The sequence below is a fragment of the Enterobacter sp. MGH120 genome (assembly GCF_001037725.1).
Lineage (GTDB): Bacteria > Pseudomonadota > Gammaproteobacteria > Enterobacterales > Enterobacteriaceae > Enterobacter > Enterobacter hormaechei_C.
In genome coordinates this window covers 3,117,620-3,141,454 of the sequence record NZ_KQ089940.1, presented here as the reverse complement: position 1 = coordinate 3,141,454, position 23,835 = coordinate 3,117,620, and the positions used below count along the sequence as shown (strand labels likewise).

The window sequence follows — 23,835 nt, the reverse complement described above, 5'->3', positions numbered from 1 at the left end:
AGGCGCGATGGAAAACCTGCTGATCGTCAATGCCGATGATTTTGGCCTGTCAAAAGGGCAGAACTACGGCATTATTGAAGCCTGTCGCCGGGGCGTCGTGACCTCTACAACAGCGCTCATCAACGGTGAGGCGGTGGAACATGCGGCGCAGTTAAGCCGTGAGCTGCCCGAGCTGGGCGTGGGCATGCACTTTGTGCTGACGCTTGGGTTGCCCCTTTCGCCAATGCCGGGCCTGACGCGCGACGGCCAGCTGGGGAAATGGATTTGGGAAATGGCGGAGCAGGACGCTCTGCCGCTCGATGAGATTGCCCGCGAGCTGGATTGCCAGTTTAACCGCTTTGTGGATGTGTTTGGCCGCGAGCCTACCCATATTGACAGCCATCATCATGTGCATATGATCCCGGCGATTTTCCCGCTTGTGGCAGAGTTTGCGCAACGTAAAGGCGTGGCGATGCGCGTGGATCGTGAGGTGCGCGGGTTGCCGGACGTCGCGGTGACGTCAACGGAGGGGTTCAGCAGCGCATTTTATGGCGACGAGATCGACGAAGCGCTGTTCCTGAAGGTGCTGGATGACTCCGCCGCAAAAGGGGAGCGCTCGCTTGAGGTAATGGCGCACCCGGCGTTTGTCGATAACATCGTACGTAAGAGCGCCTACTGCTGGCCGCGTCTGGCAGAACTGGATGTGCTGACGTCGGCGTCGCTAAAGTACGCGATTGCCGAGCGTGGGTATCGTCTGGGGACGTTCAGGGATCTTTGAGTTAAAGCCCGGTGGCGGCTTCGCCTTACCGGGCCTACAAAAGCAATCGAAATGTAGGCCGGGTAAGCGCAGCGCCACCCGGCTTTTTTTTACGCCGGTATCTGGTCAATCTTACTGCTGCGCGACCACACGCGGTGGGCGGCAAGCAGGTCAAACAACCGGGTCATAAACGCATCGTCAATGTTATCACCTTCGACAATGCCTTCTTCCCCTTGATCCGGTACCTTCAGCAGAGATTTAAACTTCCGCGCATCGCCTGCCAGGGCGATTGGCTTCAGGTGCTTATAGGCTTCCAGCAGATAATAGGCGGCATCACCGTTACCGAGCAGGCTCTCAACGTCGCCGCACGGCATAATCACCGCGTCAACCGTCAGCGACGGTGCCCCGGCGAAGGTCGCGGCAATTGGCAGGACAGAGCCATCGTCGGCTGTCACTTCACCCATGCGGGAGTAAAGCAGTTTGGCATGTACGCCCTGGGTTTTGAGCGCCTTCATGATCCCCAGCACGTCGCTGGCGCGCGGTTTATCATTCAGCAGGATAGCCACTACGCGGCCTTTAATTGACCCGCCAGGTACCGCGTACAGGCTCAGGGACGGATCCTTCTTCAGCCCGTTCACGTCTTTTGGCGGTGCGGCATGGCATTGCTCGTCAGTCAGCGTGATGCCGAGATTATTCGCCACGCCCTGAGCAAGCTGGATATCAATATGCGCCAGATGGTCGACCACGCGCTCGCGAATGTAGGTACGCACCACTTTGCTCAGCTCAAAGCTGAAACCGCCGATAATGTGCTGCTGTTCAATTGGGGTCTGGCTGTTCCAGAACAGGCGAGGCTGAGCGTAATATTCGCCGAATGACGGGCTGCGCTCGCGAATTTTTGTTCCGTCCACGCGCTCCTGATACGACTCAAATCCGCCACGTTTTGGCCCCGGCGGGGTTTCACGCGGCCAGTTATCGTTAATGGAGTTTGGCTCGTAGTTCGCCGGGTTGGTATCGATATCCTGGCGATGCATCCCGTCACGCTGGAAGTTATGGTACGGGCAGGTCGGACGGTTGATAGGAATTTCGTGGAAGTTCGGTCCACCGAGACGGCTGATCTGCGTATCGGTGTAAGAGAACAGACGGCCCTGTAGCAGCGGATCGTTGGTGAAATCCAGCCCCGGCACAATATGGCCCGGGTGGAACGCAGCCTGCTCATTCTCCGCGAAGAAGTTATCCGGGTTGCGGTTAAGCACCATTTTGCCCACCAGCTGAACCGGCACCAGCTCTTCAGGAATAAGCTTGGTCGGGTCGAGCAGGTCGAAGTCGAATTTGAACTCGTCCTCTTCCGGGATCAGCTGTAATCCCAGCTCGTATTCCGGGAAATCACCGGCTTCAATGGATTCCCACAGTTCGCGACGGTGGAAGTCCGGATCGCGCCCGGTCAGCTTCTGTGCTTCATCCCACACCAGGGATGCTTTCCCCGCGACCGGTTTCCAGTGGAAACGCACAAACGTCGCTTTACCTTCAGCGTTAATCAGACGGAAGGTATGAATACCAAACCCTTCCATGGTGCGATAGCTGCGTGGGATCCCCCGGTCAGACATCGCCCACATCACGTTGTGAAGGGTTTCCGGTTGCAGGGAGACGTAGTCCCAGAAGGTGTCATGCGCACTTTGTCCCTGCGGTATGGCCCAGTGTGGCTCTGGTTTTACCGCATGGACAAAGTCAGGGAACTTATGCGCATCCTGAATGAAGAAAACCGGGGTGTTATTCCCGACGAGGTCGAAAATGCCCTCTTCGGTATAGAATTTGGTGGCGAAGCCGCGGATATCACGCACCGTATCGGCCGAACCCGCGCCGCCCTGTACGGTAGAGAAGCGCACAAATACCGGTGTGATTTTGTTCGGGTCGGAAAGGAAATCCGCCTTCGTGATCGCCTTCAGGCTCTTGTACGGCTGGAAATAGCCGTGCGCCGCGGAGCCGCGAGCGTGAACGATACGCTCAGGAATACGCTCATGGTCGAAATGGGTGATTTTTTCCCGCAGGATGAAATCTTCCAGCAGCGTCGGGCCGCGCGTTCCGGCGCGCAGGGAGTTCTGGTCATCGGCGATGCGCACGCCCTGATTGGTGGTCAGCGCATAGCCTTCACCCCCTTTGCGGTGCGGGTCGAGAGATTTTAACTTCTCGTTGTCCGCATCGGGTGACTTCATGCTTCCCGGTGCAGTAGGTTGCTCGCCCGGCGCGGACAGGCCCGGCGACGGTTTATGAGAGCCATCCGCAGGGGCGAGTGAGTCCATTCCCGGTTGAGATTCTTCGGTGCCATGAATAGGGGCTTGATGTGGTTTATCATTGTTCGACATTGCACGATTCTCCTTTGTTCGTTCCTGAAAACCCTATTAAGGATAGAACAATGTGATGAATTAGCAGGCGAACTAAGCGTTTTCAGATAAGTGATTAGCGAAAGGAGCCATCTGCCTCACGTCAGGCGCGACGGGTGGGGGGAGAATCGGCTATGATAGAAATTTCCTGCTTTAAGAATTTGCTTTAGTGAACCCGTCGCTTATGAAACCTCTTCGTCAACAAAACCGCCAGGTTATTAGCTATGTGCCCCGCGTTGAACCCGCGCCGCCTGACCATGCCCTGAAAGTGGATGGTTTTCGCGATGTCTGGATGTTACGGGGTAAATACGTTGCCTTCGTGCTGATTGGCGAGCACTTCCGTCGCTCCCCTGCGTTTACGGTGCCGGAATCGGCGCAGCGATGGGCTGTGCAGACCCGCCAGGATGAAGAGGTTGAAGAATAACAGCCATAAAAAAACCGCCCGCAGGCGGTTTTTTTATTTCAGCCGTGATTAACGATGGGCCAGTTCCGCATCTTCTTCACTGTCGAGAATCGTTTTGTCGGTCTGCTTCAGCCACTGGCTGGTCAGGGTACCGGCGGTCATTGAGCCACTCACGTTCAGGGCGGTACGCCCCATATCGATCAGCGGTTCAACAGAGATCAGCAGGGCAACCAGCGTCACCGGCAGTCCCAGCGCAGGCAGAACGATCAGCGCAGCGAAGGTCGCGCCGCCGCCCACGCCCGCAACACCGGCGGAGCTAATGGTCACGATACCCACCAGCGTCGCAATCCAGACCGGATCCAGCGGGTTAATCCCCACGGTTGGGGCAACCATCACGGCCAGCATCGCCGGGTAGAGACCCGCACAGCCGTTCTGCCCGATGGTGGCGCCAAAGGAGGCCGAGAAGCTGGCGATAGACTCCGGTACGCCCAGACGACGGGTCTGTGCTTCCACGTTCAGCGGGATAGATGCCGCGCTGGAACGGCTGGTGAAGGCGAAGGTCAGCACCGGCCAGACTTTGCGGAAATATTTCAGCGGGCTAACGCCGTTCACGCCCAGCAGGATACCGTGCACCACAAACATAATGCCCAGCCCCAGATAAGAGGCGATCACAAAGCTGCCAAGCTTGATGATGTCTTGCAGGTTAGAGCCTGCCACGACTTTGGTCATCAGCGCCAGGACACCGTACGGCGTCAGCTGCATGACCAGACGCACCAGCTTCATCACCCAGCTTTGCAAGGTATCGATGGCCGTCAGAACGCGCTCGCCTTTCGGCACATCGTCCTTCAGCAGCTTGAGCGCAGCCACGCCCAGGAATGCCGCGAAGATCACCACGCTGATAATGGAGGTTGGGCTTGCACCGGTCAGGTCAGCGAACGGGTTCTTCGGAATGAAGGAGAGCACCATCTGCGGAACGGTCAGATCGGCCACTTTACCCACGTAGTTGGTCTCAATCGCCGTCAGACGCGCGGTTTCAGCGCTACCCTGCACCAGACCTTCAGCAGTCAGGCCAAACAGATTGGTTACCAGCACACCCACCAGCGCCGCAATCAGCGTGGTGAAGAGCAGGGTACCAATGGTCAGGAAACTGATTTTACCCAGTTGAGAGGCATTATGCAGGCGGGCTACGGCGCTCAGAATAGAGGCGAATACCAGCGGCATAACGATCATTTGCAGCAGCTGTACATAGCCGTTACCGACAATGTTGAACCACTGAATAGAATCTTTCAGTACCGGGCTATCGGAGCCGTAAATGGCGTGTAAGGCCAGGCCAAACACCACGCCCATGACCAGACCGACCAGTACCTTTTTCGCCAGGCTCCACTGTTTGTGGCGAGCCTGGGCGAGAAGCAATAGCAATACGACGAACACAACAATGTTCGCGATGAGTGGAAAATTCATCCCCGTTCTCCTGATTTATTATACGGTCGGTTTTTACCGAACCTGTTGGCGCAAGGTTATCAGAAGTGTGATGTCGCGCTTATATCCATATGGAATGGTTTATGACAAAAGTGATTATATTGCCGGTTTAATGTTCAATCTGGTGATTAATAAAACGATTGAACTGAAATTGTAGCGAGTTGATCATTTGCGATGACCAGCGCACTGCACCATTTTCGGGCAATGTCTGCGGCATCCACACGGCATACGCAAACAGCGCCATACACAGAACGCGCTCCAGCTGGTTGCCTTTTTGCGGCACGAGGATTGGCAGACGGAAACGCCAGCGGCAGGGCCAGAGCAGCGGTACGCCCGCTGGCGTCAGCATATCGGCGAGGATATGGCTTAAGTAGCCGAGCACCATGCCCTGAATGGCATCCGCCGGGACGATCCAGCTCTCCGGAACCTTCAAATAGAAGAGTGTAAGCAGGCCGAATACGGCCAGCAGGCTGTGGGTAAACCCGCGATGGCCAAAGGCTCTGGCGATGGGTTTTGAAATCCACTTCAGCCGCTGGCCAAGGAATGACTTTGGATGATCTATGTCCGGCAGGAGGCAGGTCAGCACGGCGGAAGGGACAATATGCCACCAGTCCCCCTGTGCCAGCACAGGGGTCAGTTCAGCGTTTTTGGCAAACACTGCACAGGCAAGTGAAAAAAGCAGGTGGCCTTCCGCCGTCATGATAAAACCCGGTAAACTGTCGATTCATACAGTATAGGGTTTTTATACAGTGTGTGAAAGAGGTGACGGTGTAACTCTTTGTCACAAACGCACGGTTAGCGCGCCAGCCAGCCACCGTCTACGGCGAGGGTATGACCGTTAACGTAATCAGAGGCCGACGAGGCCAGGAACACCACCGGACCCTGTAAATCCTCCGGCAGACCCCAGCGACCCGCCGGAATACGGTCGAGGATCGCCTGGCTGCGCTGCTCATCATCGCGAAGCTGCCGGGTGTTATTGGTCGCCATGTAACCCGGCGCAATAGCATTCACATTAATGCCCAGCGTTGCCCATTCGTTCGCCAGCAGGCGGGTGAGGCCCAGCACGCCGCTTTTGGACGCCGTATAGGAGGGCACCCGGATGCCGCCCTGGAAGGAGAGCATGGAGGCAATGTTAATAATCTTGCCGCCCTGACCCTGCGCGATAAACTGTTTCGCCACTGCCTGAGAGAGGAAAAAGACCGATTTCAGATTGAGATCGATGACCTCGTCCCAGTCCTTCTCGCTAAATTCCAGCGCATCGGCACGGCGGATGGTGCCGGCATTGTTAACCAGAATATCGATGCGGCCCATCTCAGCGACTGCGGTATCCACCACGCTCTGAATACTCTCCTGCTTGCCAAGATCGGCGCGAATCGCGATAAAGCGTCGTCCCAGCGCCGTAACGCGCGCTGCCGTTTCGTCAGGAACCTTGCGGTTAACCCCCACGATATCGCATCCTGCCTGGGCGAGGGCAATGGCCATACCTTGCCCCAGACCGGTATCGCACCCGGTCACCATCGCCACTTTTCCTGCCAGAGTAAAAGCATCCAGTATCATACGCGCCTCAGAAGTCAGGTTATTGTCATTCTGCACGTAAGAATAGGAGTCTGGAATGAGAAAAGCAAATAAAGTAAAACGTTGTTTTGATTTGGCGAGACAGGCAGCCGAAGCTGCCTGAAAGAGCGTTACTCCCCGCGCAGATGGCGGGCAGTCAATTCTTCAAGAGACGTCAGCCTGACGTCCGCGAGGGCAAAACGGGGATCGTGTCGGCCTTCTTCAGCCGGCACAACAATGGAGCGCATACGAGCGGCTTTGGACGCCACCATGCCGTTAACCGAATCTTCCAGCGCCACACAGGTAAGTGGATCCAGCCCCAGTTTCGCGGCGCAGTCCATATATACCTGCGGATGTGGCTTGCTGTAAGGAAGCTTTTCGGCCGAGGCCAGCGCGTCGAAACTGTCGCGCAGCCCGAACATCGTCAGCACTTTTTCCAGCATATGCAGCGGTGAGGCGGAGGCCAGCCCCACTTTCAGCCCTTGCGCCTTGCACAGGGCGATAGCGTCGCGTACGCCCGGTAACAGCGGCTTATACTCTTCTACGAGGGAGATAGCGCGGTTGATAATGCGCGCCGTTACTTCGTCGCGATCCGGGCCAACCCATGGCTGGTGGGCATACCAGAGGTCAACCACCATATCGATGCGCAGCCCCAGGGTATCGGGAAGCTCGTTACGACGACTGATATCGACGCCGAGGCTGGCCATCACGTCCAGTTCAGCCCGATCCCACAGGGGTTCGGAATCAATCAGCAATCCATCCATGTCAAAAATAGCGGCAAGTATCTGGCGCGGGGTCGACATTACAACATCTCCTTATCTTGGGGGTAAGACAAACGGTGCTAAGCACAAGCAATTTAGCATATTGCATTCAAAGAGCGGGCGAAAATGACCGACAGCAGGTAGACTTAGGCACAAATAACGCGTCTTTATGAAGAGGAACTAATGACGTATCAACAAGCTGGACGCATCGCGGCCTTAAAACGTATTGCTGGTTGGGTTATTTTCATTCCCGCCCTGATTTCAACGCTGATCTCCGTACTCAAATTTATGTACGATCACAGCGAAAAACAGCCGGGCATCAATGCCGTCATGCTTGATTTTGCGCACGTCATGATTGAGATGATGCGGTTTAACACCCCGTTCCTGAACGTCTTCTGGTTCAACTCGCCCACGCCGGATTTTCACCACCAGCTGAATGTCGGTTTCTGGATAATCTATGCGTTGATATTTATCGCGATGGCGTTGCAGGCTTCCGGCGCGCGCATGAGTCGCCAGACCCGCTTTTTGCGCGAAGGGGTGGAAGACCAGCTGATCCTTGAGAAGGCGAAAGGCCCTGACGGGATGAGCCGCGAGCAGATCGAATCGCGCATTGTCGTTCCGCGTCATACCATTTTTGTGCAGTTTTTCCCGCTCTACATCCTGCCGGTCATTATCATTGTGGCCGGGTATTTCTTCTTTACGCTGCTTGGCTTCCTGTAAATCCTAAGGGAAGGGGCGTGAAGCCGCCCCCTCCCGCTATGCCGCCAGAATGCGGTCCAGCGCCCGCTGGGCATTCACCAGATGACTCCCGCCAAACAAAATAGCCCGGTTTATCAAGGTGTACAGCTGATAAACCGGCTGACGATCAAGGAAACCCGCAGGTAACGGCGAGACAGACTGATAGCCATCATAAATTTGCGGCGGCTGTTCAGAGTGCAACGGCAGCATTGCGAGGTCACATTCTCTGTCGCCCCAGTAGCAGGCCGGGTCAAATATATAGGGACCATCAGGCCCAAGTGCACAGTTGTTTGACCATAAATCTCCGTGCAGAAGGGAAGCCTGAGGCTGATGCGAAGCCAGACGCTGCTGAATGTGTTCAACAATCGCGTCGATGTTGCCGAACGCTAATCCCTTTTCAGCGGCCAGCTCCAGCTGCCAGCCGATGCGCTGCTCGGCGAAAAAGGTCGACCAACGGCGCTGCCATGCGTTTGGCTGTGGGGTAGTGGAGAGGTCGTTATCAAAATCGAGCCCGAACTGAGGTTGATCGCTCCACTGGTGCAAACGGGCGATCTGTTGCCCGAGAATAAAGGCGTTGTGCGCATCCAGAGGGCGCGCGGGAAGATAGTTCATCACCAGAAAGCTATAGTCACGATCGCTGCCGACGGCTAATACCTGCGGAACGGTGACTGTTTTACTGCGCGATAACAGCTCAAGCTGATCGGCTTCGGCAGTAAAAATGGGGAGCAATTCACGCTCATCACATTTAACGAAAAGATCGCGCCCGGCGTAACGTAAATGCCATGCGGCATGGATCTCTCCGCCTGGCAGTTCGTTACGCAGTTCAATTTCACCTTCACCCAGCTGCTCACTTAAAAGATGACTGATAGCCTGCCACATGATGTCTCTCCCATGTTGTCTGCCAGATCATAAAGTTAGCGCAAAACGGCTATAAAAAAACAGGAACTAACGCACAACTGAGCGGTTTAATTTTGTACAGGGCACTTATTGTTCTTTTTTATGCCAGTTTTCCCAGCTATCCACATCAATTTCCGTGGCTTTGTCAGTCACGCTTTCCACCAGGCTACTGGCCAGCGCCTTCACCTCTTCCTGACTCAGCGGGCTTATCAGGCCAAATGCCAGTGAGCCGAGATCGTGGATATTGCCCTCATCGTCCGTCAACGTGAGCAGAAAATTGGCGCGCGTGAACGCGTTGTTGAGTTCATTAAGTTCGGTCAGCGACGCCTCATGAATATTCACGGTTACGACGTAGCGGGTGATATCACCACTGCTCATAATTCACCTCGTTGTTATCCTGAAAGTTTTCTTAGCATAGTCGATATGCCCTGTTTAGCGACTTCCCCCTCCATGGGAAGGGGAAGCAGGTTCAGCTTCTCGCCAGGTAATCGACAATTTTCTGGGTATCCGCAAGCGAACACAGACGCGTTCCCTGGTTTATGGTGGCTGCACTCCCTGCCGCGACGCCATAGCGTGCCATCTCCAGAAGCGAAGCGCCCTGCGCTAGCTTCAGCACCATCGCGCCAACCATACTGTCACCGGCACCCACGGTGCTCTGGCTTTTCATCGGCGGTGGCACAACCTGTACAAAGCCCGTCTTGTCGACGGCCAGCGCACCCTGAGGACCGAGAGAGACCACAACGCGATGCGCTTTGCCCGTACGTACCAGCTCTTCTGCGGCAGTACGAACGTCATCAGGCTGGCTGAGTTCTCGATTAACCAGGGCACTGAGCTCTTTCTGGTTAGGTTTAACGAGTTCAAGTTGTCCGGGTTCTAACGCCGCCTTCAGGGCTTCGCCCGAGCTATCGACAATGCAGCGGATGCCGCGCTGGAGCGCCGCCTGAACCAGCGCCGTCAGTTTTTCTGTTTTGACGCCCGGCGGCAGGCTGCCGCTGATCACCAGTAATGAGCCGCTTTCAATGGTCAGCACTTTCTCTTCCAGTTGACGAAACTCATCATCGCTCAATTTCGCCCCCGGCATCACAAAACGATATTGCTCGCCGCTGGATTCAACATGGACATGCAGGTTCTGCCGGGTCCAGTCTTTAGCGTCGACGGTGTCTACGGCAACCTGTTCATCTGCCAGCAACGCCACCAGATGTTCTCCCGTGGCGCCGCCAGCGGGGAAGATGGCGGTGGCTTTTCCGCCGAGATGGGTAATGGCGCGCGCCACGTTAATGCCGCCGCCGCCCGGCTCAAACACCGGCGCGCTACAGCGCAGCTTACCTTCCGGGTAGATTTGCGGCGTCATGGTCGCGGAGTCGAGGGAAGGGGAGAGTGTCAGCGTATAAATCGAAGCCATCATGACCTCCTTTTATCATGGGTTCTTTTAAGCCTGGCACCGTTTGGCAGGAAGGCAACGTAAATAACAGTATGATTTTAAATATGAATGCTGACAAATAACCTGCGCCGGGCATATAAAATAAAACACGTTTTGGGATCGTTCTTATTCAAAAAATGAAAGAAGAAAATATTGCTATGTTATTTGCGGCTTTTTATAATTTGTTACCTTTCTATGGTCGCCTTGTCATTGATCCGCAAGAAAGTTTCCGAGACCGTGACGGTCTCTTTTTATGTTGTACGGACTCCTTAAATAAAATGAAGCTTTTGAAGACAGTACCCGCAGCACTGATGCTGGCGGGTGGCGTATTTGCGTCACTGAATGCAACCGCCGATGATACCGTTTTTACTGTCATGGACGATCCCTCCACTGCCAAAAAACCCTTTGAAGGTAACGTGAATGCCGGGTATCTGGCGCAATCCGGTAATACGAAAAGCTCCTCCCTGACCGCAGACAGCACCCTGACCTGGTACGGCAACACCACGGCCTGGTCGCTGTGGGGAAATGCCAGCAACACCTCTGCTAACGATCAACGCTCATCGGAGAAATACGCGGTAGGCGGACGTAGCCGATACAACATGACCGATTATGACTACCTGTTCGGGCAGGCGAGTTGGCTGACTGACCGCTACAACGGCTATCGCCAGCGTGATGTCGTAACTGCGGGTTATGGTCGTCAGTTCCTCAATGGGCCGGTGCACAGCCTGCGTTTTGAATTCGGTCCGGGTGTCCGTTACGACGAGTACACCAACGGCGAAGATGAAACCCAGCCGCTGGGTTATGCATCGGGCACCTATGCATGGCAGATGACGGACAACGCAAAATTCACCCAGGGTGTGTCGGTGTTTGGTGCTGAAGATACAACGCTGAACTCAGAAAGTGCGTTGAACGTGGCCATCAACGAACACTTTGGACTCAAGGTGGCGTACAACGTAACCTGGAACTCATCACCACCTGATTCTGCACCGGAACATACCGATCGCCGAACCACGATTTCTTTAGGTTATAAAATGTAATATCGTCGGGCCGGGATTATTCTCGGCCCGTTTTTTATTTTCTGAAACTGTGCTTATTTATATTAAACGGCGTTTTAAAATAATGGGTCTGGTTTCATCTTCATAATTTCTCCATAATTAGCCGGCCAGGGCTTATTCAGTTTATTTGACACGAATTGATAAATAATTTGACTAGGCAAGAATGTGATCCAGATCTACACTTACGGCACAGGCGAAAAACTCGCCTCAGGCATATCGCATTAAATAAGTATGAGAATAAAATTATGAAAAAAATCAAAACCGCTACAGCAGCGATGGTGCTTTCCGCACTTTCATTTGGCGTATTTGCTGCTGATAATATGACGCAACCTGCCAGTGACGTTAACAGCCCAATCGGGATCGCTAAAGCCTCGGATGTAGAAGCAGGCTCCAACATTGCCCCTGGCTCTCAGTCTACCGGCCAGTCAATGAATGATGCATTTGATGTACACAAGCTGGTGGCGGGTGAGTGGTCCTGATATTTCAACTGCCACGTGTGACGGAATATATACGCTGTCACAGCCTGTCGAAAACCGGATTATGACGTACCGGTTTTGGACCATAAATTATCGTAAAGATAGTTAAGATTTATTCAGTAAATTCACGGCACGTTTTCGCTGACAAAATATTAGCCCCAGATCATTGCGGCCCAGCGCAGCAGCAACATCGCGCCGCAAATAGCAATTAACACCACGACCATTTTCCAGTGCTTCACGGCAAATCTTTTTGTTGGCATAACCTAATCCTTGTCAGTTGATACCCTTAGTCTACCAAAATCTGCGCCAGAAAGCGCTCAACCCTGGACAACAGGTTATGCCGGAACACCGGTTCGGCTTAAAACCAATGGAATCTGTCAGCCAGAATCAATACCAGGCAAGCAGCGGAAAGTAGATTCAATATCACAACGGTTTTGCTGGATACATTCATGTGATACCCCTTCGATGTTTAAGGACCAAGTCAAGAATAGCTCAGCACTTTCGGATTGCGAGCCTCCGTCAGCAAAAGTTCATGAACGCAGACAAAAGGATGAACGGTTCAAACGGTCGCAGAAGGTGCATTCGCCCTTTCAATAGTGTTACCATTACCCTGCTTGCCGTAAATTCGCATTTATCTGAATCGGCAGGTGCATGATGACGAACCAATTTGACGATTGTTGGTCAGATGGTTTCGTAATCTACTGTTTAATCACGATTATTTTCTTTGTATATGCTCTTATGTGTGGGGCATCACTGCAAATAAGGATATAAAATGCCTGTAATTACTCTTCCTGATGGCAGCCAACGCCATTTCGACCATGCTGTTAGCCCAATGGATGTTGCCCTGGATATCGGTCCTGGACTTGCAAAAGCAACCATCGCAGGTCGCGTAAACGGTGAGCTGGTAGACGCGTCCGATCTGATTGAAAGCGATGCAACGCTTGCGATCATCACCGCGAAAGACGAAGAAGGTCTGGAGATCATTCGTCACTCCTGTGCGCACCTGTTAGGCCATGCTATTAAGCAGCTGTGGCCAAACACCAAAATGGCGATCGGCCCGGTTATCGACAACGGTTTCTACTACGACGTTGACCTTGACCACACCCTGACTCAGGAAGATATCGACGCGCTCGAGAAACGAATGCACGAGCTCGCCGAAACCAACTATGACGTCATTAAGAAGAAAGTCAGCTGGCACGAAGCGCGTGAAACCTTCGTGAAGCGCGGCGAGAGCTACAAAGTCTCGATTCTTGATGAAAACATCGCTCATGATGACAAGCCTGGCTTGTACCATCACCAGGAATACGTCGACATGTGCCGTGGACCGCACGTGCCGAACATGCGCTTCTGTCATCACTTCAAACTGATGAAAATCGCAGGCGCTTACTGGCGTGGCGACAGCAACAACAAAATGTTGCAGCGTATTTATGGCACCGCGTGGGCCGATAAGAAGGCCCTGAACGCGTACCTGCAACGCCTGGAAGAGGCGGCTAAGCGTGACCACCGTAAAATCGGTAAGCAGCTTGACCTGTATCATATGCAGGAAGAAGCGCCGGGGATGGTGTTCTGGCATAACGACGGCTGGACTATCTTCCGTGAACTGGAAACGTTCGTGCGCTCCAAGCTGAAAGAGTACCAGTACCAGGAAGTGAAAGGCCCGTTCATGATGGACCGTGTGCTGTGGGAAAAAACCGGCCACTGGGACAACTACAAAGATGCGATGTTCACCACTTCGTCTGAGAACCGTGAATACTGCATCAAGCCAATGAACTGCCCGGGCCACGTTCAGATCTTCAACCAGGGTCTGAAATCCTACCGCGATCTGCCGCTGCGTATGGCGGAATTCGGTAGCTGCCACCGTAACGAGCCATCAGGTGCGCTGCACGGTCTGATGCGTGTTCGTGGCTTTACTCAGGATGATGCGCATATCTTCTGTACTGAAGATCAGGTCCGTGAAGAAGTTAACGCCTGTATTCGTATGGTCTACGATATGTACAGCACCTTTGGCTTCGAGAAGATCGTGGTCAAACTCTCAACGCGTCCGGAAAAACGTATCGGCAGCGATGAGACATGGGATCGCGCAGAGGCGGATCTCGCCGTCGCGCTGGAAGAGAACGGTATTCCGTTCGAATACCAGCTGGGCGAGGGCGCATTCTACGGTCCGAAAATTGAATTTACCCTGTATGACTGCCTCGATCGCGCATGGCAGTGCGGAACGGTACAGCTGGACTTCTCCCTGCCGCAGCGTTTAAGCGCCTCTTATGTTGGCGAAGACAACGAGCGTCAGGTGCCGGTTATGATTCACCGTGCGATTCTCGGTTCACTGGAGCGCTTCATCGGCATCCTGACCGAAGAGTTCGCGGGCTTCTTCCCAACCTGGCTTGCGCCAGTGCAGGTAGTGGTGATGAACATTACCGATTCTCAGGCGGATTACGTTAAAGAATTGACGCAGAAACTACAAAATGCGGGCATTCGCGTAAAAGCAGACTTGAGAAATGAGAAGATTGGCTTTAAAATCCGCGAGCACACTTTACGTCGTGTCCCGTATATGTTGGTCTGTGGTGATAAAGAGGTGGAAGCAGGCAAAGTTGCCGTTCGCACCCGCCGTGGTAAAGACCTGGGGAGCCTGGACGTAAGTGAAGTGATTGAGAAGCTGCAACAAGAGATTCGCAGCCGCAGTCTTCAACAACTGGAGGAATAAGGTATTAAAGGCGGAAAACGAGTTCAAACGGCACGTCCGAATCGTATCAATGGCGAGATTCGCGCCCAGGAAGTTCGCTTAACAGGTCTGGAAGGCGAGCAGCTGGGGATTGTGAGTCTGAGAGAAGCGATCGAAAAGGCTGAAGAAGCTGGAGTAGATTTAGTTGAAATCAGCCCTAACGCCGAACCGCCAGTTTGTCGTATCATGGACTACGGCAAGTTCCTTTATGAAAAGAGTAAGTCTTCTAAGGAACAGAAGAAGAAGCAAAAAGTTATCCAGGTTAAGGAAATTAAATTCCGTCCTGGTACCGACGATGGCGATTATCAGGTAAAACTCCGCAGCCTGATTCGCTTTCTGGAAGATGGCGATAAGGCCAAGATCACGCTGCGTTTCCGCGGTCGTGAGATGGCCCACCAACAGATTGGTATGGAAGTGCTTAACCGCGTCCGTGACGATCTGAGTGAACTGGCAGTAGTCGAATCCTTCCCTACGAAGATCGAAGGCCGCCAGATGATCATGGTGCTCGCTCCTAAGAAGAAACAGTAAGGCCTTCAAGCAGCAAAATCTGTGGAGCCTTCGGGCCCCATAGGTTTTGTTCGCCTATGTTTCGTTTATTTAACAATGCGAAGTGGAAGTTATTAAAATGCCAAAAATTAAGACCGTACGCGGTGCTGCTAAGCGCTTCAAAAAAACCGGTAAAGGTGGTTTTAAGCACAAGCACGCTAACCTGCGTCACATTCTGACTAAGAAAGCTACCAAGCGTAAACGTCACCTGCGTCCAAAAGCCATGGTTTCTAAAGGCGATCTGGGCCTGGTCATTGCGTGCCTGCCGTACGCATAAGTCGTTAACGTTTAACTTTTTTAACTTAGAATAGATACAGGAGAGCACACATGGCTCGCGTAAAACGTGGTGTAATTGCACGTGCACGTCACAAGAAAATTTTGAAACAAGCTAAAGGCTACTACGGTGCGCGTTCACGCGTATACCGCGTTGCCTTCCAGGCTGTTATCAAAGCAGGTCAGTACGCTTACCGTGACCGTCGTCAGCGTAAGCGTCAGTTCCGTCAACTGTGGATTGCGCGTATCAACGCAGCAGCACGTCAGAACGGTATTTCTTACAGCAAATTCATCAACGGCCTGAAAAAAGCCTCTGTTGAAATCGACCGTAAGATCCTGGCTGACATCGCAGTATTCGACAAAGTAGCGTTCACCGCTCTGGTCGAAAAAGCGAAAGCAGCACTGGCATAAGCCAGTTGAGAGAGGGGGCTTTGCCTCCTCTTTTCATTTAACACCATCAGAAGATTGACATTTATCCGTGCAGGCTTTTCAATAAGGTCTAACGGTTTTTACCCTACAAGGTAACGCAAGCATGAATGCTGCTATTTTCCGCTTCTTCTTTTACTTTAGCACCTGACTTCAGGAGGCTAGCGCGTGAAAGATGAAACGAAAAACAGCGCCAGATAAGCCTCCCGATGGAGGCTTTTTTTGTGCCTGAAGTTAAGAGAATACGTCCAACAATTCGGTGTCTGCACCGACATAATGAGGAAAACCATGTCACATCTCGCAGAGCTGGTTGCCAGTGCAACGGCCGCCATTAACCAGGCCTCAGATGTTGCCGCGTTAGACAATGTCCGCGTCGAATATCTGGGCAAGAAAGGGCATTTGACCCTTCAGATGACTACCCTGCGTGAACTGCCAGCAGAGGAGCGCCCGGCAGCCGGTGCAGTGATTAACGAAGCCAAAGAGCAGGTACAGCAGGCGCTGAACGCGCGTAAAGCCGAGCTGGAAAGCGCAGTACTGAATGCGCGTCTGGCGGCAGAAACGATTGACGTTTCTCTGCCGGGTCGTCGTATTGAAAACGGCGGTCTGCATCCGGTGACTCGTACTATCGATCGTATTGAAAGTTTCTTCGGTGAGCTCGGCTTTACCGTGGCGACTGGCCCGGAAATTGAAGATGACTACCACAACTTCGATGCCCTGAACATTCCTGGCCATCATCCGGCACGTGCTGACCACGACACTTTCTGGTTTGACGCTACCCGTCTGCTGCGTACTCAGACTTCCGGCGTTCAGATCCGCACCATGAAGGAGCAGGAGCCGCCAATCCGCATCATCGCGCCGGGTCGCGTATACCGTAACGACTACGATCAGACCCACACCCCAATGTTCCACCAGATGGAAGGTCTGATTGTTGATAAAAACATCAGCTTTACCAACCTGAAAGGCACGCTGCACGATTTCCTGAACAACTTCTTTGAGGAAGATTTGCAGGTTCGCTTCCGCCCGTCCTACTTCCCGTTCACCGAACCGTCTGCGGAAGTTGACGTGATGGGTAAAAACGGCAAATGGCTGGAAGTGCTGGGCTGCGGCATGGTGCATCCAAACGTGCTGCGCAACGTGGGTATCGATCCGGAAGTGTATTCCGGCTTTGCGTTCGGTATGGGTATGGAGCGTCTGACCATGCTGCGCTACGGCGTAACCGACTTACGTGCGTTCTTCGAAAACGATCTGCGTTTCCTCAAACAGTTTAAATAAGGGCAGGACAGAACAATGAAATTCAGTGAACTGTGGTTACGCGAATGGGTGAACACCACGCTGGACAGCGACGAGCTTTCCAACCAGATCACCATGGCGGGTCTGGAAGTTGACGGTGTAGAGCCGGTTTCTGGCGCCTTCACCGGCGTGGTCGTGGGTGAAGTGGTTGAATGCGGTCAGCACCCTAACGCTGACAAACTGCGCGTAACAAAAGTCAATGTGGGCGGTGACCGTCTGCTGGATATCGTCTGCGGTGCGCCAAACTGCCGTCAGGGCCTGAAAGTGGCCGTGGCGACCGTCGGTGCGGTGCTGCCGGGCGATTTCAAAATCAAAGCGGCTAAGCTGCGCGGTGAGCCGTCTGAAGGCATGCTGTGCTCCTTCTCCGAACTGGGTATTTCCGACGATCACTCCGGCATTATTGAACTGCCGCAGGATGCGCCAGTTGGTACCGATATCCGCGAATACCTGAAGCTTGATGACAACACCATCGAAATCAGCGTAACGCCAAACCGTGCTGACTGTTTAGGCATCATCGGTGTGGCCCGCGACGTGGCCGTGCTGAACCAGACTGAACTGAACGTGCCGGAGATCGCTCCGGTTGAGGCAACCATCAGTGACGTGCTGCCGATACAGGTAGACGCGCCTGAGGCCTGCCCACGCTACCTCGGTCGTGTGGTGAAAGGTATTAACGTTAAAGCGCCAACCCCGCTGTGGATGAAAGAGAAACTGCGTCGCTGCGGTATCCGTTCTATCGATGCGGTCGTCGACGTCACCAACTATGTTCTGCTGGAGCTGGGCCAGCCAATGCACGCCTTTGATAAAGATCGTATCGAAGGTGGGATCGTCGTGCGCATGGCGAAAGAGGGCGAAACCCTGGTTCTGCTGGACGGCAGCGAAGCGAAACTGAACGCTGGCACCCTGGTGATTGCCGATCACAACAAAGCGCTGGCGATGGGCGGGATCTTCGGCGGCGAGCACTCTGGCGTCAACGACGAGACGCAAAACGTCCTGCTGGAATGCGCGTTCTTCAGCCCGCTCTCCATCACCGGCCGCGCACGCCGTCACGGTCTGCACACTGATGCTTCTCACCGCTACGAGCGTGGCGTGGATCCTGCGCTGCAATACAAAGCGATGGAGCGTGCTACTCGCCTGCTGATCGACATCTGCGGCGGCGAAGCGGGTCCGGTTATCGATGTGACCAACGAAGCGACGCTGCCGAAGCGTGCGACCATTACCCTGCGCCGCAGCAAACTGGATCGTCTGATTGGTCACCACGTTGCCGATGCGCAGGTGACCGACATTCTGACGCGTCTGGGCTGCGAAGTTACTGAGGGTCTGGACGAGTGGAAAGCCGTTGCGCCGTCCTGGCGTTTTGACATGGAGATCGAGGAAGATCTGGTGGAAGAAGTGGCCCGCGTTTACGGCTACAACAACATCCCTGACGAGCCGGTGCAGGCGGGTCTGGTGATGGGCAGCCATCGCGAGGCCGATCTGTCTCTGAAGCGTGTGAAAACCATGCTGAACGACAAAGGCTACCAGGAAGTGATCACCTACAGCTTCGTTGATCCTAAGCTGCAACAGCTGATCCACCCGGGTCAGGAAGCGCTGATCCTGCCAAGCCCGATTTCCAGCGAGATGTCAGCGATGCGTCTGTCCCTGTGGACGGGGCTGCTGGGTACTATCGTTTATAACCAGAACCGTCAGCAAAACCGCGTGCGTATTTTCGAAAGCGGTTTGCGCTTTGTACCGGATACTCAGGCGAATTTAGGCATCCGTCAGGATCTCATGCTGGCCGGCGCCATCAGCGGTAACCGCTTTGAAGAGCACTGGGACCTGGCAAAAGGGACGGTTGATTTCTACGATATGAAGGGCGATCTGGAAGCGATTCTCGATCTGACCGGTAAATTATCCGAAATTGAATTCCGCGCAGAAGCGATTCCAGCCCTGCATCCGGGTCAGAGTGCGGCGATCTATTTAGACGGCAAACGTGTTGGTTTCATTGGGGTTGTTCACCCGGAACTGGAACGTAAGCTGGATCTGAATGGCCGTACCATCGTATTCGAACTGGAGTGGAACCCGGTTGCAGACCGCGTCATTCCTCAGGCGCAGGACGTCTCCCGCTTCCCGGCAAACCGCCGTGATATCGCGGTTGTGGTCGCTGAAAATGTGCCCGCAGCAGATATTTTGGCCGAATGTAAGAAAGTTGGCGTAAATCAGGTAGTTGGCGTAAACTTATTTGACGTGTACCGCGGCAAGGGCGTAGCAGAAGGTTTCAAGAGCCTCGCTATTAGCCTTATCCTTCAGGATACCAGCCGTACACTCGAAGAAGAGGAGATTGCCGCTACCGTCGCCAAATGTGTAGAGGCATTAAAAGAGCGATTCCAGGCATCATTGAGGGATTGAACCTATGGCGCTTACAAAAGCTGAAATGTCAGAATATCTGTTTGATAAGCTTGGGCTTAGCAAACGGGATGCCAAAGAGCTGGTAGAGCTGTTTTTCGAAGAGATCCGTCGTGCTCTGGAAAATGGTGAGCAGGTTAAACTCTCCGGTTTTGGCAATTTTGATTTGCGAGACAAAAACCAACGTCCGGGCCGTAACCCGAAGACGGGGGAAGATATTCCCATTACAGCCCGCCGCGTGGTGACCTTCAGACCCGGACAGAAGTTAAAAAGCCGTGTCGAAAACGCAACGCCCAAAGCAGAGTAATATGAACTAACTAAAAAGGCCGCTCACGCGGCCTTTTTTCTTTGCGCTATTTGCTAAACCCGCCGTAAAATCAATGATATCTCAACCGGATAACCTATCGTCTATGCTTGATCTTGCCCGCCGCCAGCACCGCTCCGATCTTCGCCGCCTGTGTCTGCTCGGGGTGCTGTTGATTGTCGCCACCACCGTCAGCCTGTGTGCGGGCGATCGGTGGCTGGGGCCGGAAAGCTGGTTTACGCCTGAAGGACAACTCTTTGTCTGGCAGATCCGCCTGCCGCGGACGCTGGCTGTCCTTTTAGTCGGCGCTGCGCTGGCGCTGTGCGGCACGATCATGCAGGCATTATTTGAAAACCCTCTGGCGGAACCCGGGCTTCTCGGGGTGTCAAATGGCGCAGGCGTCGGGCTTATCGCCGCCGTGATGCTGGGGGGAGGCGAGCTCTCCGGCTGGGGGATTAGCCTCAGCGCCATCCTTGGCGCGCTGTTGATAACCCTTATCCTTCTGCGCTTTGCCCGCCGCCACTTATCCACCAGTCGGCTGCTGCTTGCCGGGGTAGCGTTGGGGATCATCTGTAGTGCGCTGATGACCTGGGCCGTCTACTTTTCTACTTCCTTCGATCTGCGCCAGTTAATGTACTGGATGATGGGGGGATTTGGGGGTGTTGACTGGCGTCAGGGGTGGCTGATGGTGCTCCTGATCCCGGTCATCCTGTGGACGGCGTTCCAGGCGCAGCCTCTTAATATTCTCGCGCTGGGCGAAACGTCTGCTCGCCAGCTCGGGATGCCGATTGGATTCTGGCGCAACGTGCTGGTTATCGCCATTGGCTGGATGGTAGGCGTAAGCGTGGCGCTGGCGGGGGCGATTGGCTTTATTGGGCTGGTGATCCCGCATATGCTGCGCCTGTGCGGCATTACGGACCACCGAACCCTGCTCCCGGCCTCGGCGGTTGCCGGGGCGGCAACGCTGCTGATTGCCGATATCATCGCCCGGCTCGCCCTGACGGCCGCTGAGTTGCCCATAGGCGTGGTGACCGCAACGCTGGGCGCGCCGGTCTTTATCTGGCTACTATTAAAAGCTGGACGTTAAAACACAACCTGTAAGTCAACCTGAGGGAATGCTATGCAGTCTGATATTCTGAATACCGAAGTGACGACCATTGACGGCGAGAAAACCACGCTGGAAGGCTACAAGGGCAAGGTGCTGCTCATCGTGAACGTGGCGTCGAAATGTGGCCTTACGCCGCAGTATGAACAGCTGGAAAACATTCATAAAGCCTGGGAAAAAGACGGCTTTACCGTACTCGGCTTCCCGTGCAACCAGTTCCTGGGCCAGGAGCCGGGTAGCGAAGAGGAGATTAAGACCTTTTGCAGCACAACCTATGGCGTGACGTTCCCGATGTTCAGCAAAATTGATGTGAACGGGGAAAATCGTCATCCGCTGTATGCCAAACTGGTGGCCGCGGCGCCGACCGCCGTTGCGCCTGAAGAGAGTGGTTTCTATGAGCGTATGGCGAGTAAAGGCCGCGCGCCGCTCTATCCGGACGATATTCTGTGGAACTTCGAAAAATTCCTGATTGGCCGTGACGGTGAGGTCGTGCAGCGTTTTTCGCCTGACATGACGCCTGAAGATCCTATCGTGATGGAATCAATCAAGCTGGCGCTGGCGAAATAATGACGCTGCTGATGCAGCTCACGGACGTTGCCGGGAAGGGACGTCTTGAGCCTGTGACTGCCGCAGTCAACGCAGGTGAAATCCTTCACCTGGTTGGGCCAAACGGCGCCGGAAAAAGCACGCTGCTGGCGCGTATGGCGGGGCTGACCAGCGGGGAAGGGGAGATTACCTTCCTCGGGCAATCGCTCGTCGACTGGCTACCCGCTACACTTGCCTCCCGTCGAAGCTATCTGGTTCAGCAGCAGGTTCCGCCCTTTGCGATGCCCGTCTGGCACTACCTGACGCTGCATCTGCCTGATAAAAATCAGGTGGGATTGCTCAACGAGGTTGCTGCGGCACTCGGGTTAGACGATAAGCTCAACCGGCAGGCAAATCAGCTTTCCGGCGGCGAGTGGCAGCGCGTGCGTCTGGCTGCCGTTATCCTTCAGATCCATCCGGCGGGAAATCCTCACGGGCGGTTGCTGCTGCTGGACGAGCCGATGAGTGGGCTGGACGTTGCCCAGCAGGCAGCGCTGGATACCCTGCTCAGCGCGCTGTGTCGCAAGGGGATTGCCATCGTGATGAGCAGCCATGATTTAAACCATACGTTGCGCCACGCGCATCGGGTGTGGTTGCTGGCGCGTGGCAAGCTGATTGCCAGCGGAACGCGCGACAGCGTGCTGACGGCCGCCAATCTTGCGAGCGCTTACCACATGTCGTTCCGGAGGCTGGATATTGAAGGCCACAAGATGCTCATTTCCACGGCGCAGGAATAACCTTTCTTGCACAGCTGCATAGATGCACGCTAAATTACCGAAAGAACAAAAAAAGCAGAGGATTCGTCTGAAATGCGATTCTGGTTTCTCCTTGTTGCGGCGCTCTTTCTTGCAGGATGCAGCAGCCATCGTGCACCTCCGCCCAACCCACGGCTTTCCGATTCCATTACGGTCATTGCCAGCCTGAACGATCAGCTCAGCAACTGGCGCGGCACACCTTATCGCTACGGCGGCATGAGCCGGGGCGGGGTGGATTGCTCGGGATTCGTACTGATGACCTTCCGCGATAAATTTGACCTCCAGCTTCCGCGTGAAACGCGTATGCAGGCGAAAATCGGCACTGAAATTGATAAAGACGAGCTCCTGCCCGGCGATCTGGTCTTTTTTAAAACGGGCTCCGGTGAAAGCGGCCTTCATGTCGGCATCTATGATACCGATAATCAGTTCATTCATGCCTCGACCAGCCGTGGCGTGATGCGCTCCTCTCTGGATAATGTTTACTGGCGTAAAAATTTCTGGCAGGCCAGACGTATTTAACCGCTGCATAAAAATGCAGTGCGGAGGGCCTGGCGGTGAAAATAGACGTCAGGCTTTTCTTGCGGGTTGATTAAAGTTAAATTTTTTGCCCAATTATTTATGTCCGCATGTGCCTGTTTTATCTAAAACTGGCTATTATTCAATAACCAGGATAAAATTAATTTAGATTCAGGGAAAAATCTGAAAATTAATACGGAAAGAATGAAATTAATCTTATTAAAATCAAGACAGTGGAATTGTGCCTGCAATTGCTCCAGGATGTTCTCTCTCATCTTTAATGCAGGACAAGCGCGATGATTATTACGCTAGATAATGCTTACCAGTCTGAACTTTTACTCCTTCCGGCGCGTGATAGTGCAGGTTTGCTTAAAGGTTTAGAGATTTTGGTTAACTTTACTGGCGTGGGTGCGGACGTACGGATCCCGACTGAACTGGTTATCCCACATCTTTCTAAGGAAGATGAATTAGCGCTGTTTCAGGAGAAACTGCAATTACTCGATACCTGTAAGCTATTTTTTATTCAGCATCAGTTAATTGCATGGATCAATATTACACCTGCAATTGTTGAGTTTTTATTAACTAATGAGAACGCTGTTTCAATCCTCGAGCGTTATCCGTTTCTTGAGTTTACTGTTAATGAGAACTATCCAGGTTTAAATAACGGGAAAGACGATCCCTGTCTGGCAAGAATGGCGATCCATTTCCCCTTAGTACTGGCTAACTTTGGTGCAGGGGCATCTTCCCTTAAACCGGTTTATGATGGTCTGTTCAAACGGGTGATTCTGGATAAAAACTTTATCCAGCAGCGCGCGTCGGCACTCTCGTTTGAGCCTTTTATGCGCGCCATTCTCTGGCAGATCGCGCCGCATTGTCAGTCGGTCATGGTCTCGGGAATTGACGATCACGGCATCTTAGAACGCGTGCTGCCCTTCAATTTCGGTGCAATGCAGGGAAGCCTGTGGCCTGCCGTTCCGGCAGAGCGGGTCACGACTCTCGTTCAGCAATAACCCCTTTCTTCGCCCGTGTTTACGTCC

At 53.8% G+C, this 23,835-nt stretch carries 28 protein-coding genes and 1 other annotated feature; of the genes, 18 read left to right on the top strand and 10 right to left on the bottom strand.

What is annotated here, in order from left to right; genetic code table 11:
* Window positions 1–7 precede the first annotated feature (7 nt).
* The gene (gene chbG, locus SK54_RS14650) at window positions 8–757 is read left to right on the top strand and encodes a chitin disaccharide deacetylase (RefSeq protein ID WP_045334058.1); all 750 of its coding nucleotides are present in this window, start codon (window positions 8–10) and stop codon (window positions 755–757) included.
* A gap of 89 nt (window positions 758–846) precedes the next feature.
* Here chbG and katE read toward each other — a convergent pair whose 3' ends face one another.
* Window positions 847–3,096 (bottom strand): catalase HPII, encoded by a 2,250-nt coding sequence (katE, locus tag SK54_RS14645; protein WP_017693594.1) that lies wholly within the window; start codon window positions 3,094–3,096, stop codon window positions 847–849.
* Window positions 3,097–3,283: 187 nt separating this feature from the next.
* Between katE and cedA the strand changes: the two genes are divergently transcribed.
* Complete coding sequence (gene cedA / locus SK54_RS14640; RefSeq protein WP_071524159.1) at window positions 3,284–3,538, top strand: cell division activator CedA; 255 nt, start codon at window positions 3,284–3,286, stop codon at window positions 3,536–3,538.
* A gap of 48 nt (window positions 3,539–3,586) precedes the next feature.
* On the opposite strand, the gene tcyP is transcribed toward cedA, so the two are convergent.
* The 4 genes from tcyP to hxpB form a co-directional block, all read right to left on the bottom strand.
* Window positions 3,587–4,978, bottom strand: coding sequence for a cystine/sulfocysteine:cation symporter (tcyP, locus tag SK54_RS14635; RefSeq protein WP_023296348.1), 1,392 nt, complete (start codon window positions 4,976–4,978; stop codon window positions 3,587–3,589).
* Between the two features lie 127 nt (window positions 4,979–5,105).
* Window positions 5,106–5,696: a metal-dependent hydrolase gene (locus tag SK54_RS14630; protein WP_015570742.1), complete on the bottom strand. Its 591-nt coding sequence runs from the start codon at window positions 5,694–5,696 to the stop codon at window positions 5,106–5,108.
* Between the two features lie 95 nt (window positions 5,697–5,791).
* On the bottom strand, window positions 5,792–6,553 hold the full coding sequence (kduD, locus tag SK54_RS14625) for a 2-dehydro-3-deoxy-D-gluconate 5-dehydrogenase KduD (protein WP_017384658.1): 762 nt from the start codon (window positions 6,551–6,553) through the stop codon (window positions 5,792–5,794).
* 128 nt (window positions 6,554–6,681) lie between these two features.
* Window positions 6,682–7,353 (bottom strand): hexitol phosphatase HxpB, encoded by a 672-nt coding sequence (hxpB, locus tag SK54_RS14620; protein WP_003857825.1) that lies wholly within the window; start codon window positions 7,351–7,353, stop codon window positions 6,682–6,684.
* 141 nt (window positions 7,354–7,494) lie between these two features.
* On the opposite strand from hxpB, the gene SK54_RS14615 reads away from it, so the two are divergent.
* Window positions 7,495–8,031 carry a YniB family protein gene (locus tag SK54_RS14615; protein ID WP_017693591.1) on the top strand — a complete coding sequence of 179 codons (537 nt, stop codon included), beginning with the start codon at window positions 7,495–7,497 and terminating at the stop codon, window positions 8,029–8,031.
* A 36-nt stretch (window positions 8,032–8,067) separates the two neighbouring features.
* Here SK54_RS14615 and SK54_RS14610 read toward each other — a convergent pair whose 3' ends face one another.
* The 3 genes from SK54_RS14610 to pfkB form a co-directional block, all read right to left on the bottom strand.
* Window positions 8,068–8,928: a fructosamine kinase family protein gene (locus SK54_RS14610; RefSeq protein ID WP_017693590.1), complete on the bottom strand. Its 861-nt coding sequence runs from the start codon at window positions 8,926–8,928 to the stop codon at window positions 8,068–8,070.
* A gap of 105 nt (window positions 8,929–9,033) precedes the next feature.
* Window positions 9,034–9,324, bottom strand: coding sequence for a type V toxin-antitoxin system endoribonuclease antitoxin GhoS (gene ghoS / locus SK54_RS14605; RefSeq protein WP_003857822.1), 291 nt, complete (start codon window positions 9,322–9,324; stop codon window positions 9,034–9,036).
* Window positions 9,325–9,415: 91 nt separating this feature from the next.
* On the bottom strand, window positions 9,416–10,348 hold the full coding sequence (pfkB, locus tag SK54_RS14600) for a 6-phosphofructokinase II (RefSeq protein ID WP_017693589.1): 933 nt from the start codon (window positions 10,346–10,348) through the stop codon (window positions 9,416–9,418).
* A gap of 296 nt (window positions 10,349–10,644) precedes the next feature.
* Between pfkB and SK54_RS14595 the strand changes: the two genes are divergently transcribed.
* Complete coding sequence (locus tag SK54_RS14595) at window positions 10,645–11,403, top strand: DUF481 domain-containing protein (protein WP_026080717.1); 759 nt, start codon at window positions 10,645–10,647, stop codon at window positions 11,401–11,403.
* Between the two features lie 263 nt (window positions 11,404–11,666).
* Window positions 11,667–11,900 (top strand): YdgH/BhsA/McbA family protein, encoded by a 234-nt coding sequence (locus tag SK54_RS14590; RefSeq protein ID WP_015570736.1) that lies wholly within the window; start codon window positions 11,667–11,669, stop codon window positions 11,898–11,900.
* 149 nt (window positions 11,901–12,049) lie between these two features.
* Here SK54_RS14590 and yniD read toward each other — a convergent pair whose 3' ends face one another.
* Both yniD and yncL read right to left on the bottom strand, forming a co-directional pair.
* Window positions 12,050–12,157: a small membrane protein YniD gene (gene yniD / locus SK54_RS22570; RefSeq protein ID WP_003857815.1), complete on the bottom strand. Its 108-nt coding sequence runs from the start codon at window positions 12,155–12,157 to the stop codon at window positions 12,050–12,052.
* A 98-nt stretch (window positions 12,158–12,255) separates the two neighbouring features.
* A complete protein-coding gene (gene yncL / locus SK54_RS22070; RefSeq protein ID WP_017384656.1) occupies window positions 12,256–12,348 on the bottom strand; it encodes a stress response membrane protein YncL in 93 nt (30 codons plus the stop codon).
* Between the two features lie 321 nt (window positions 12,349–12,669).
* Between yncL and thrS the strand changes: the two genes are divergently transcribed.
* The 13 genes from thrS (at window position 12,670) to SK54_RS14530 (ending at window position 23,808) form a co-directional block, all read left to right on the top strand.
* Window positions 12,670–14,598: a threonine--tRNA ligase gene (gene thrS / locus SK54_RS14585; RefSeq protein WP_003857814.1), complete on the top strand. Its 1,929-nt coding sequence runs from the start codon at window positions 12,670–12,672 to the stop codon at window positions 14,596–14,598.
* Between the two features lie 3 nt (window positions 14,599–14,601).
* Window positions 14,602–15,144 (top strand): translation initiation factor IF-3, encoded by a 543-nt coding sequence (gene infC / locus SK54_RS14580; RefSeq protein WP_023616141.1) that lies wholly within the window; start codon window positions 14,602–14,604, stop codon window positions 15,142–15,144.
* A 97-nt stretch (window positions 15,145–15,241) separates the two neighbouring features.
* Entirely contained in the window at window positions 15,242–15,439 is a 198-nt protein-coding gene (gene rpmI, locus SK54_RS14575; RefSeq protein WP_001124225.1) for a 50S ribosomal protein L35, read from the top strand.
* A 50-nt stretch (window positions 15,440–15,489) separates the two neighbouring features.
* Entirely contained in the window at window positions 15,490–15,846 is a 357-nt protein-coding gene (gene rplT / locus SK54_RS14570) for a 50S ribosomal protein L20 (RefSeq protein ID WP_000124850.1), read from the top strand.
* Window positions 15,847–15,962: 116 nt separating this feature from the next.
* Window positions 15,963–16,087, top strand: a sequence feature (Phe leader region).
* Window positions 15,968–16,012 carry a pheST operon leader peptide PheM gene (pheM, locus tag SK54_RS22565; RefSeq protein ID WP_001386830.1) on the top strand — a complete coding sequence of 15 codons (45 nt, stop codon included), beginning with the start codon at window positions 15,968–15,970 and terminating at the stop codon, window positions 16,010–16,012. Its footprint overlaps the feature before it by 45 nt.
* Window positions 16,088–16,149: 62 nt before the next feature.
* On the top strand, window positions 16,150–17,133 hold the full coding sequence (gene pheS, locus SK54_RS14565; RefSeq protein ID WP_003857809.1) for a phenylalanine--tRNA ligase subunit alpha: 984 nt from the start codon (window positions 16,150–16,152) through the stop codon (window positions 17,131–17,133).
* Window positions 17,134–17,148: 15 nt separating this feature from the next.
* Window positions 17,149–19,536, top strand: coding sequence for a phenylalanine--tRNA ligase subunit beta (pheT, locus tag SK54_RS14560; protein WP_048247509.1), 2,388 nt, complete (start codon window positions 17,149–17,151; stop codon window positions 19,534–19,536).
* A 4-nt stretch (window positions 19,537–19,540) separates the two neighbouring features.
* The gene (gene ihfA / locus SK54_RS14555) at window positions 19,541–19,840 is read left to right on the top strand and encodes an integration host factor subunit alpha (protein WP_003857805.1); all 300 of its coding nucleotides are present in this window, start codon (window positions 19,541–19,543) and stop codon (window positions 19,838–19,840) included.
* Window positions 19,841–19,943: 103 nt separating this feature from the next.
* The gene (btuC, locus tag SK54_RS14550; RefSeq protein ID WP_023303523.1) at window positions 19,944–20,924 is read left to right on the top strand and encodes a vitamin B12 ABC transporter permease BtuC; all 981 of its coding nucleotides are present in this window, start codon (window positions 19,944–19,946) and stop codon (window positions 20,922–20,924) included.
* A 33-nt stretch (window positions 20,925–20,957) separates the two neighbouring features.
* Window positions 20,958–21,509 carry a glutathione peroxidase gene (locus tag SK54_RS14545; RefSeq protein WP_017384653.1) on the top strand — a complete coding sequence of 184 codons (552 nt, stop codon included), beginning with the start codon at window positions 20,958–20,960 and terminating at the stop codon, window positions 21,507–21,509.
* Window positions 21,509–22,264 (top strand): vitamin B12 ABC transporter ATP-binding protein BtuD, encoded by a 756-nt coding sequence (gene btuD, locus SK54_RS14540; RefSeq protein ID WP_032104826.1) that lies wholly within the window; start codon window positions 21,509–21,511, stop codon window positions 22,262–22,264. The genes SK54_RS14545 and btuD overlap by 1 nt, the downstream gene beginning before the upstream one ends.
* 72 nt (window positions 22,265–22,336) lie before the next feature.
* Window positions 22,337–22,801 carry an NlpC/P60 family protein gene (locus tag SK54_RS14535; RefSeq protein ID WP_015570730.1) on the top strand — a complete coding sequence of 155 codons (465 nt, stop codon included), beginning with the start codon at window positions 22,337–22,339 and terminating at the stop codon, window positions 22,799–22,801.
* A gap of 293 nt (window positions 22,802–23,094) precedes the next feature.
* The gene (locus SK54_RS14530) at window positions 23,095–23,808 is read left to right on the top strand and encodes an EAL domain-containing protein (RefSeq protein ID WP_032670076.1); all 714 of its coding nucleotides are present in this window, start codon (window positions 23,095–23,097) and stop codon (window positions 23,806–23,808) included.
* The last annotated feature ends 27 nt before the right edge of the window (window positions 23,809–23,835 follow it).

Excerpts from the sequence above, each read along its gene's own strand:
- tcyP (WP_023296348.1), bottom strand. The coding sequence starts at position 4,978 with ATGAATTTTCCACTCATCGCGAACATTGTTGTGTTCGTCGTATTGCTA.
- rpmI (WP_001124225.1), top strand. The coding sequence starts at position 15,242 with ATGCCAAAAATTAAGACCGTACGCGGTGCTGCTAAGCGCTTCAAAAAA.
- SK54_RS14545 (WP_017384653.1), top strand. The coding sequence starts at position 20,958 with ATGCAGTCTGATATTCTGAATACCGAAGTGACGACCATTGACGGCGAG.
- chbG (WP_045334058.1), top strand. The coding sequence starts at position 8 with ATGGAAAACCTGCTGATCGTCAATGCCGATGATTTTGGCCTGTCAAAA.
- katE (WP_017693594.1), bottom strand. The coding sequence starts at position 3,096 with ATGTCGAACAATGATAAACCACATCAAGCCCCTATTCATGGCACCGAA.
- btuC (WP_023303523.1), top strand. The coding sequence starts at position 19,944 with ATGCTTGATCTTGCCCGCCGCCAGCACCGCTCCGATCTTCGCCGCCTG.
- SK54_RS14530 (WP_032670076.1), top strand. The coding sequence starts at position 23,095 with ATGATTATTACGCTAGATAATGCTTACCAGTCTGAACTTTTACTCCTT.
- yniD (WP_003857815.1), bottom strand. The coding sequence starts at position 12,157 with ATGCCAACAAAAAGATTTGCCGTGAAGCACTGGAAAATGGTCGTGGTG.
- SK54_RS14535 (WP_015570730.1), top strand. The coding sequence starts at position 22,337 with ATGCGATTCTGGTTTCTCCTTGTTGCGGCGCTCTTTCTTGCAGGATGC.
- ghoS (WP_003857822.1), bottom strand. The coding sequence starts at position 9,324 with ATGAGCAGTGGTGATATCACCCGCTACGTCGTAACCGTGAATATTCAT.
- SK54_RS14590 (WP_015570736.1), top strand. The coding sequence starts at position 11,667 with ATGAAAAAAATCAAAACCGCTACAGCAGCGATGGTGCTTTCCGCACTT.
- SK54_RS14610 (WP_017693590.1), bottom strand. The coding sequence starts at position 8,928 with ATGTGGCAGGCTATCAGTCATCTTTTAAGTGAGCAGCTGGGTGAAGGT.
- pheS (WP_003857809.1), top strand. The coding sequence starts at position 16,150 with ATGTCACATCTCGCAGAGCTGGTTGCCAGTGCAACGGCCGCCATTAAC.
- pheT (WP_048247509.1), top strand. The coding sequence starts at position 17,149 with ATGAAATTCAGTGAACTGTGGTTACGCGAATGGGTGAACACCACGCTG.
- SK54_RS14615 (WP_017693591.1), top strand. The coding sequence starts at position 7,495 with ATGACGTATCAACAAGCTGGACGCATCGCGGCCTTAAAACGTATTGCT.
- yncL (WP_017384656.1), bottom strand. The coding sequence starts at position 12,348 with ATGAATGTATCCAGCAAAACCGTTGTGATATTGAATCTACTTTCCGCT.
- btuD (WP_032104826.1), top strand. The coding sequence starts at position 21,509 with ATGACGCTGCTGATGCAGCTCACGGACGTTGCCGGGAAGGGACGTCTT.
- rplT (WP_000124850.1), top strand. The coding sequence starts at position 15,490 with ATGGCTCGCGTAAAACGTGGTGTAATTGCACGTGCACGTCACAAGAAA.
- SK54_RS14630 (WP_015570742.1), bottom strand. The coding sequence starts at position 5,696 with ATGACGGCGGAAGGCCACCTGCTTTTTTCACTTGCCTGTGCAGTGTTT.
- kduD (WP_017384658.1), bottom strand. The coding sequence starts at position 6,553 with ATGATACTGGATGCTTTTACTCTGGCAGGAAAAGTGGCGATGGTGACC.
- pfkB (WP_017693589.1), bottom strand. The coding sequence starts at position 10,348 with ATGGCTTCGATTTATACGCTGACACTCTCCCCTTCCCTCGACTCCGCG.
- SK54_RS14595 (WP_026080717.1), top strand. The coding sequence starts at position 10,645 with ATGAAGCTTTTGAAGACAGTACCCGCAGCACTGATGCTGGCGGGTGGC.
- thrS (WP_003857814.1), top strand. The coding sequence starts at position 12,670 with ATGCCTGTAATTACTCTTCCTGATGGCAGCCAACGCCATTTCGACCAT.
- ihfA (WP_003857805.1), top strand. The coding sequence starts at position 19,541 with ATGGCGCTTACAAAAGCTGAAATGTCAGAATATCTGTTTGATAAGCTT.
- hxpB (WP_003857825.1), bottom strand. The coding sequence starts at position 7,353 with ATGTCGACCCCGCGCCAGATACTTGCCGCTATTTTTGACATGGATGGA.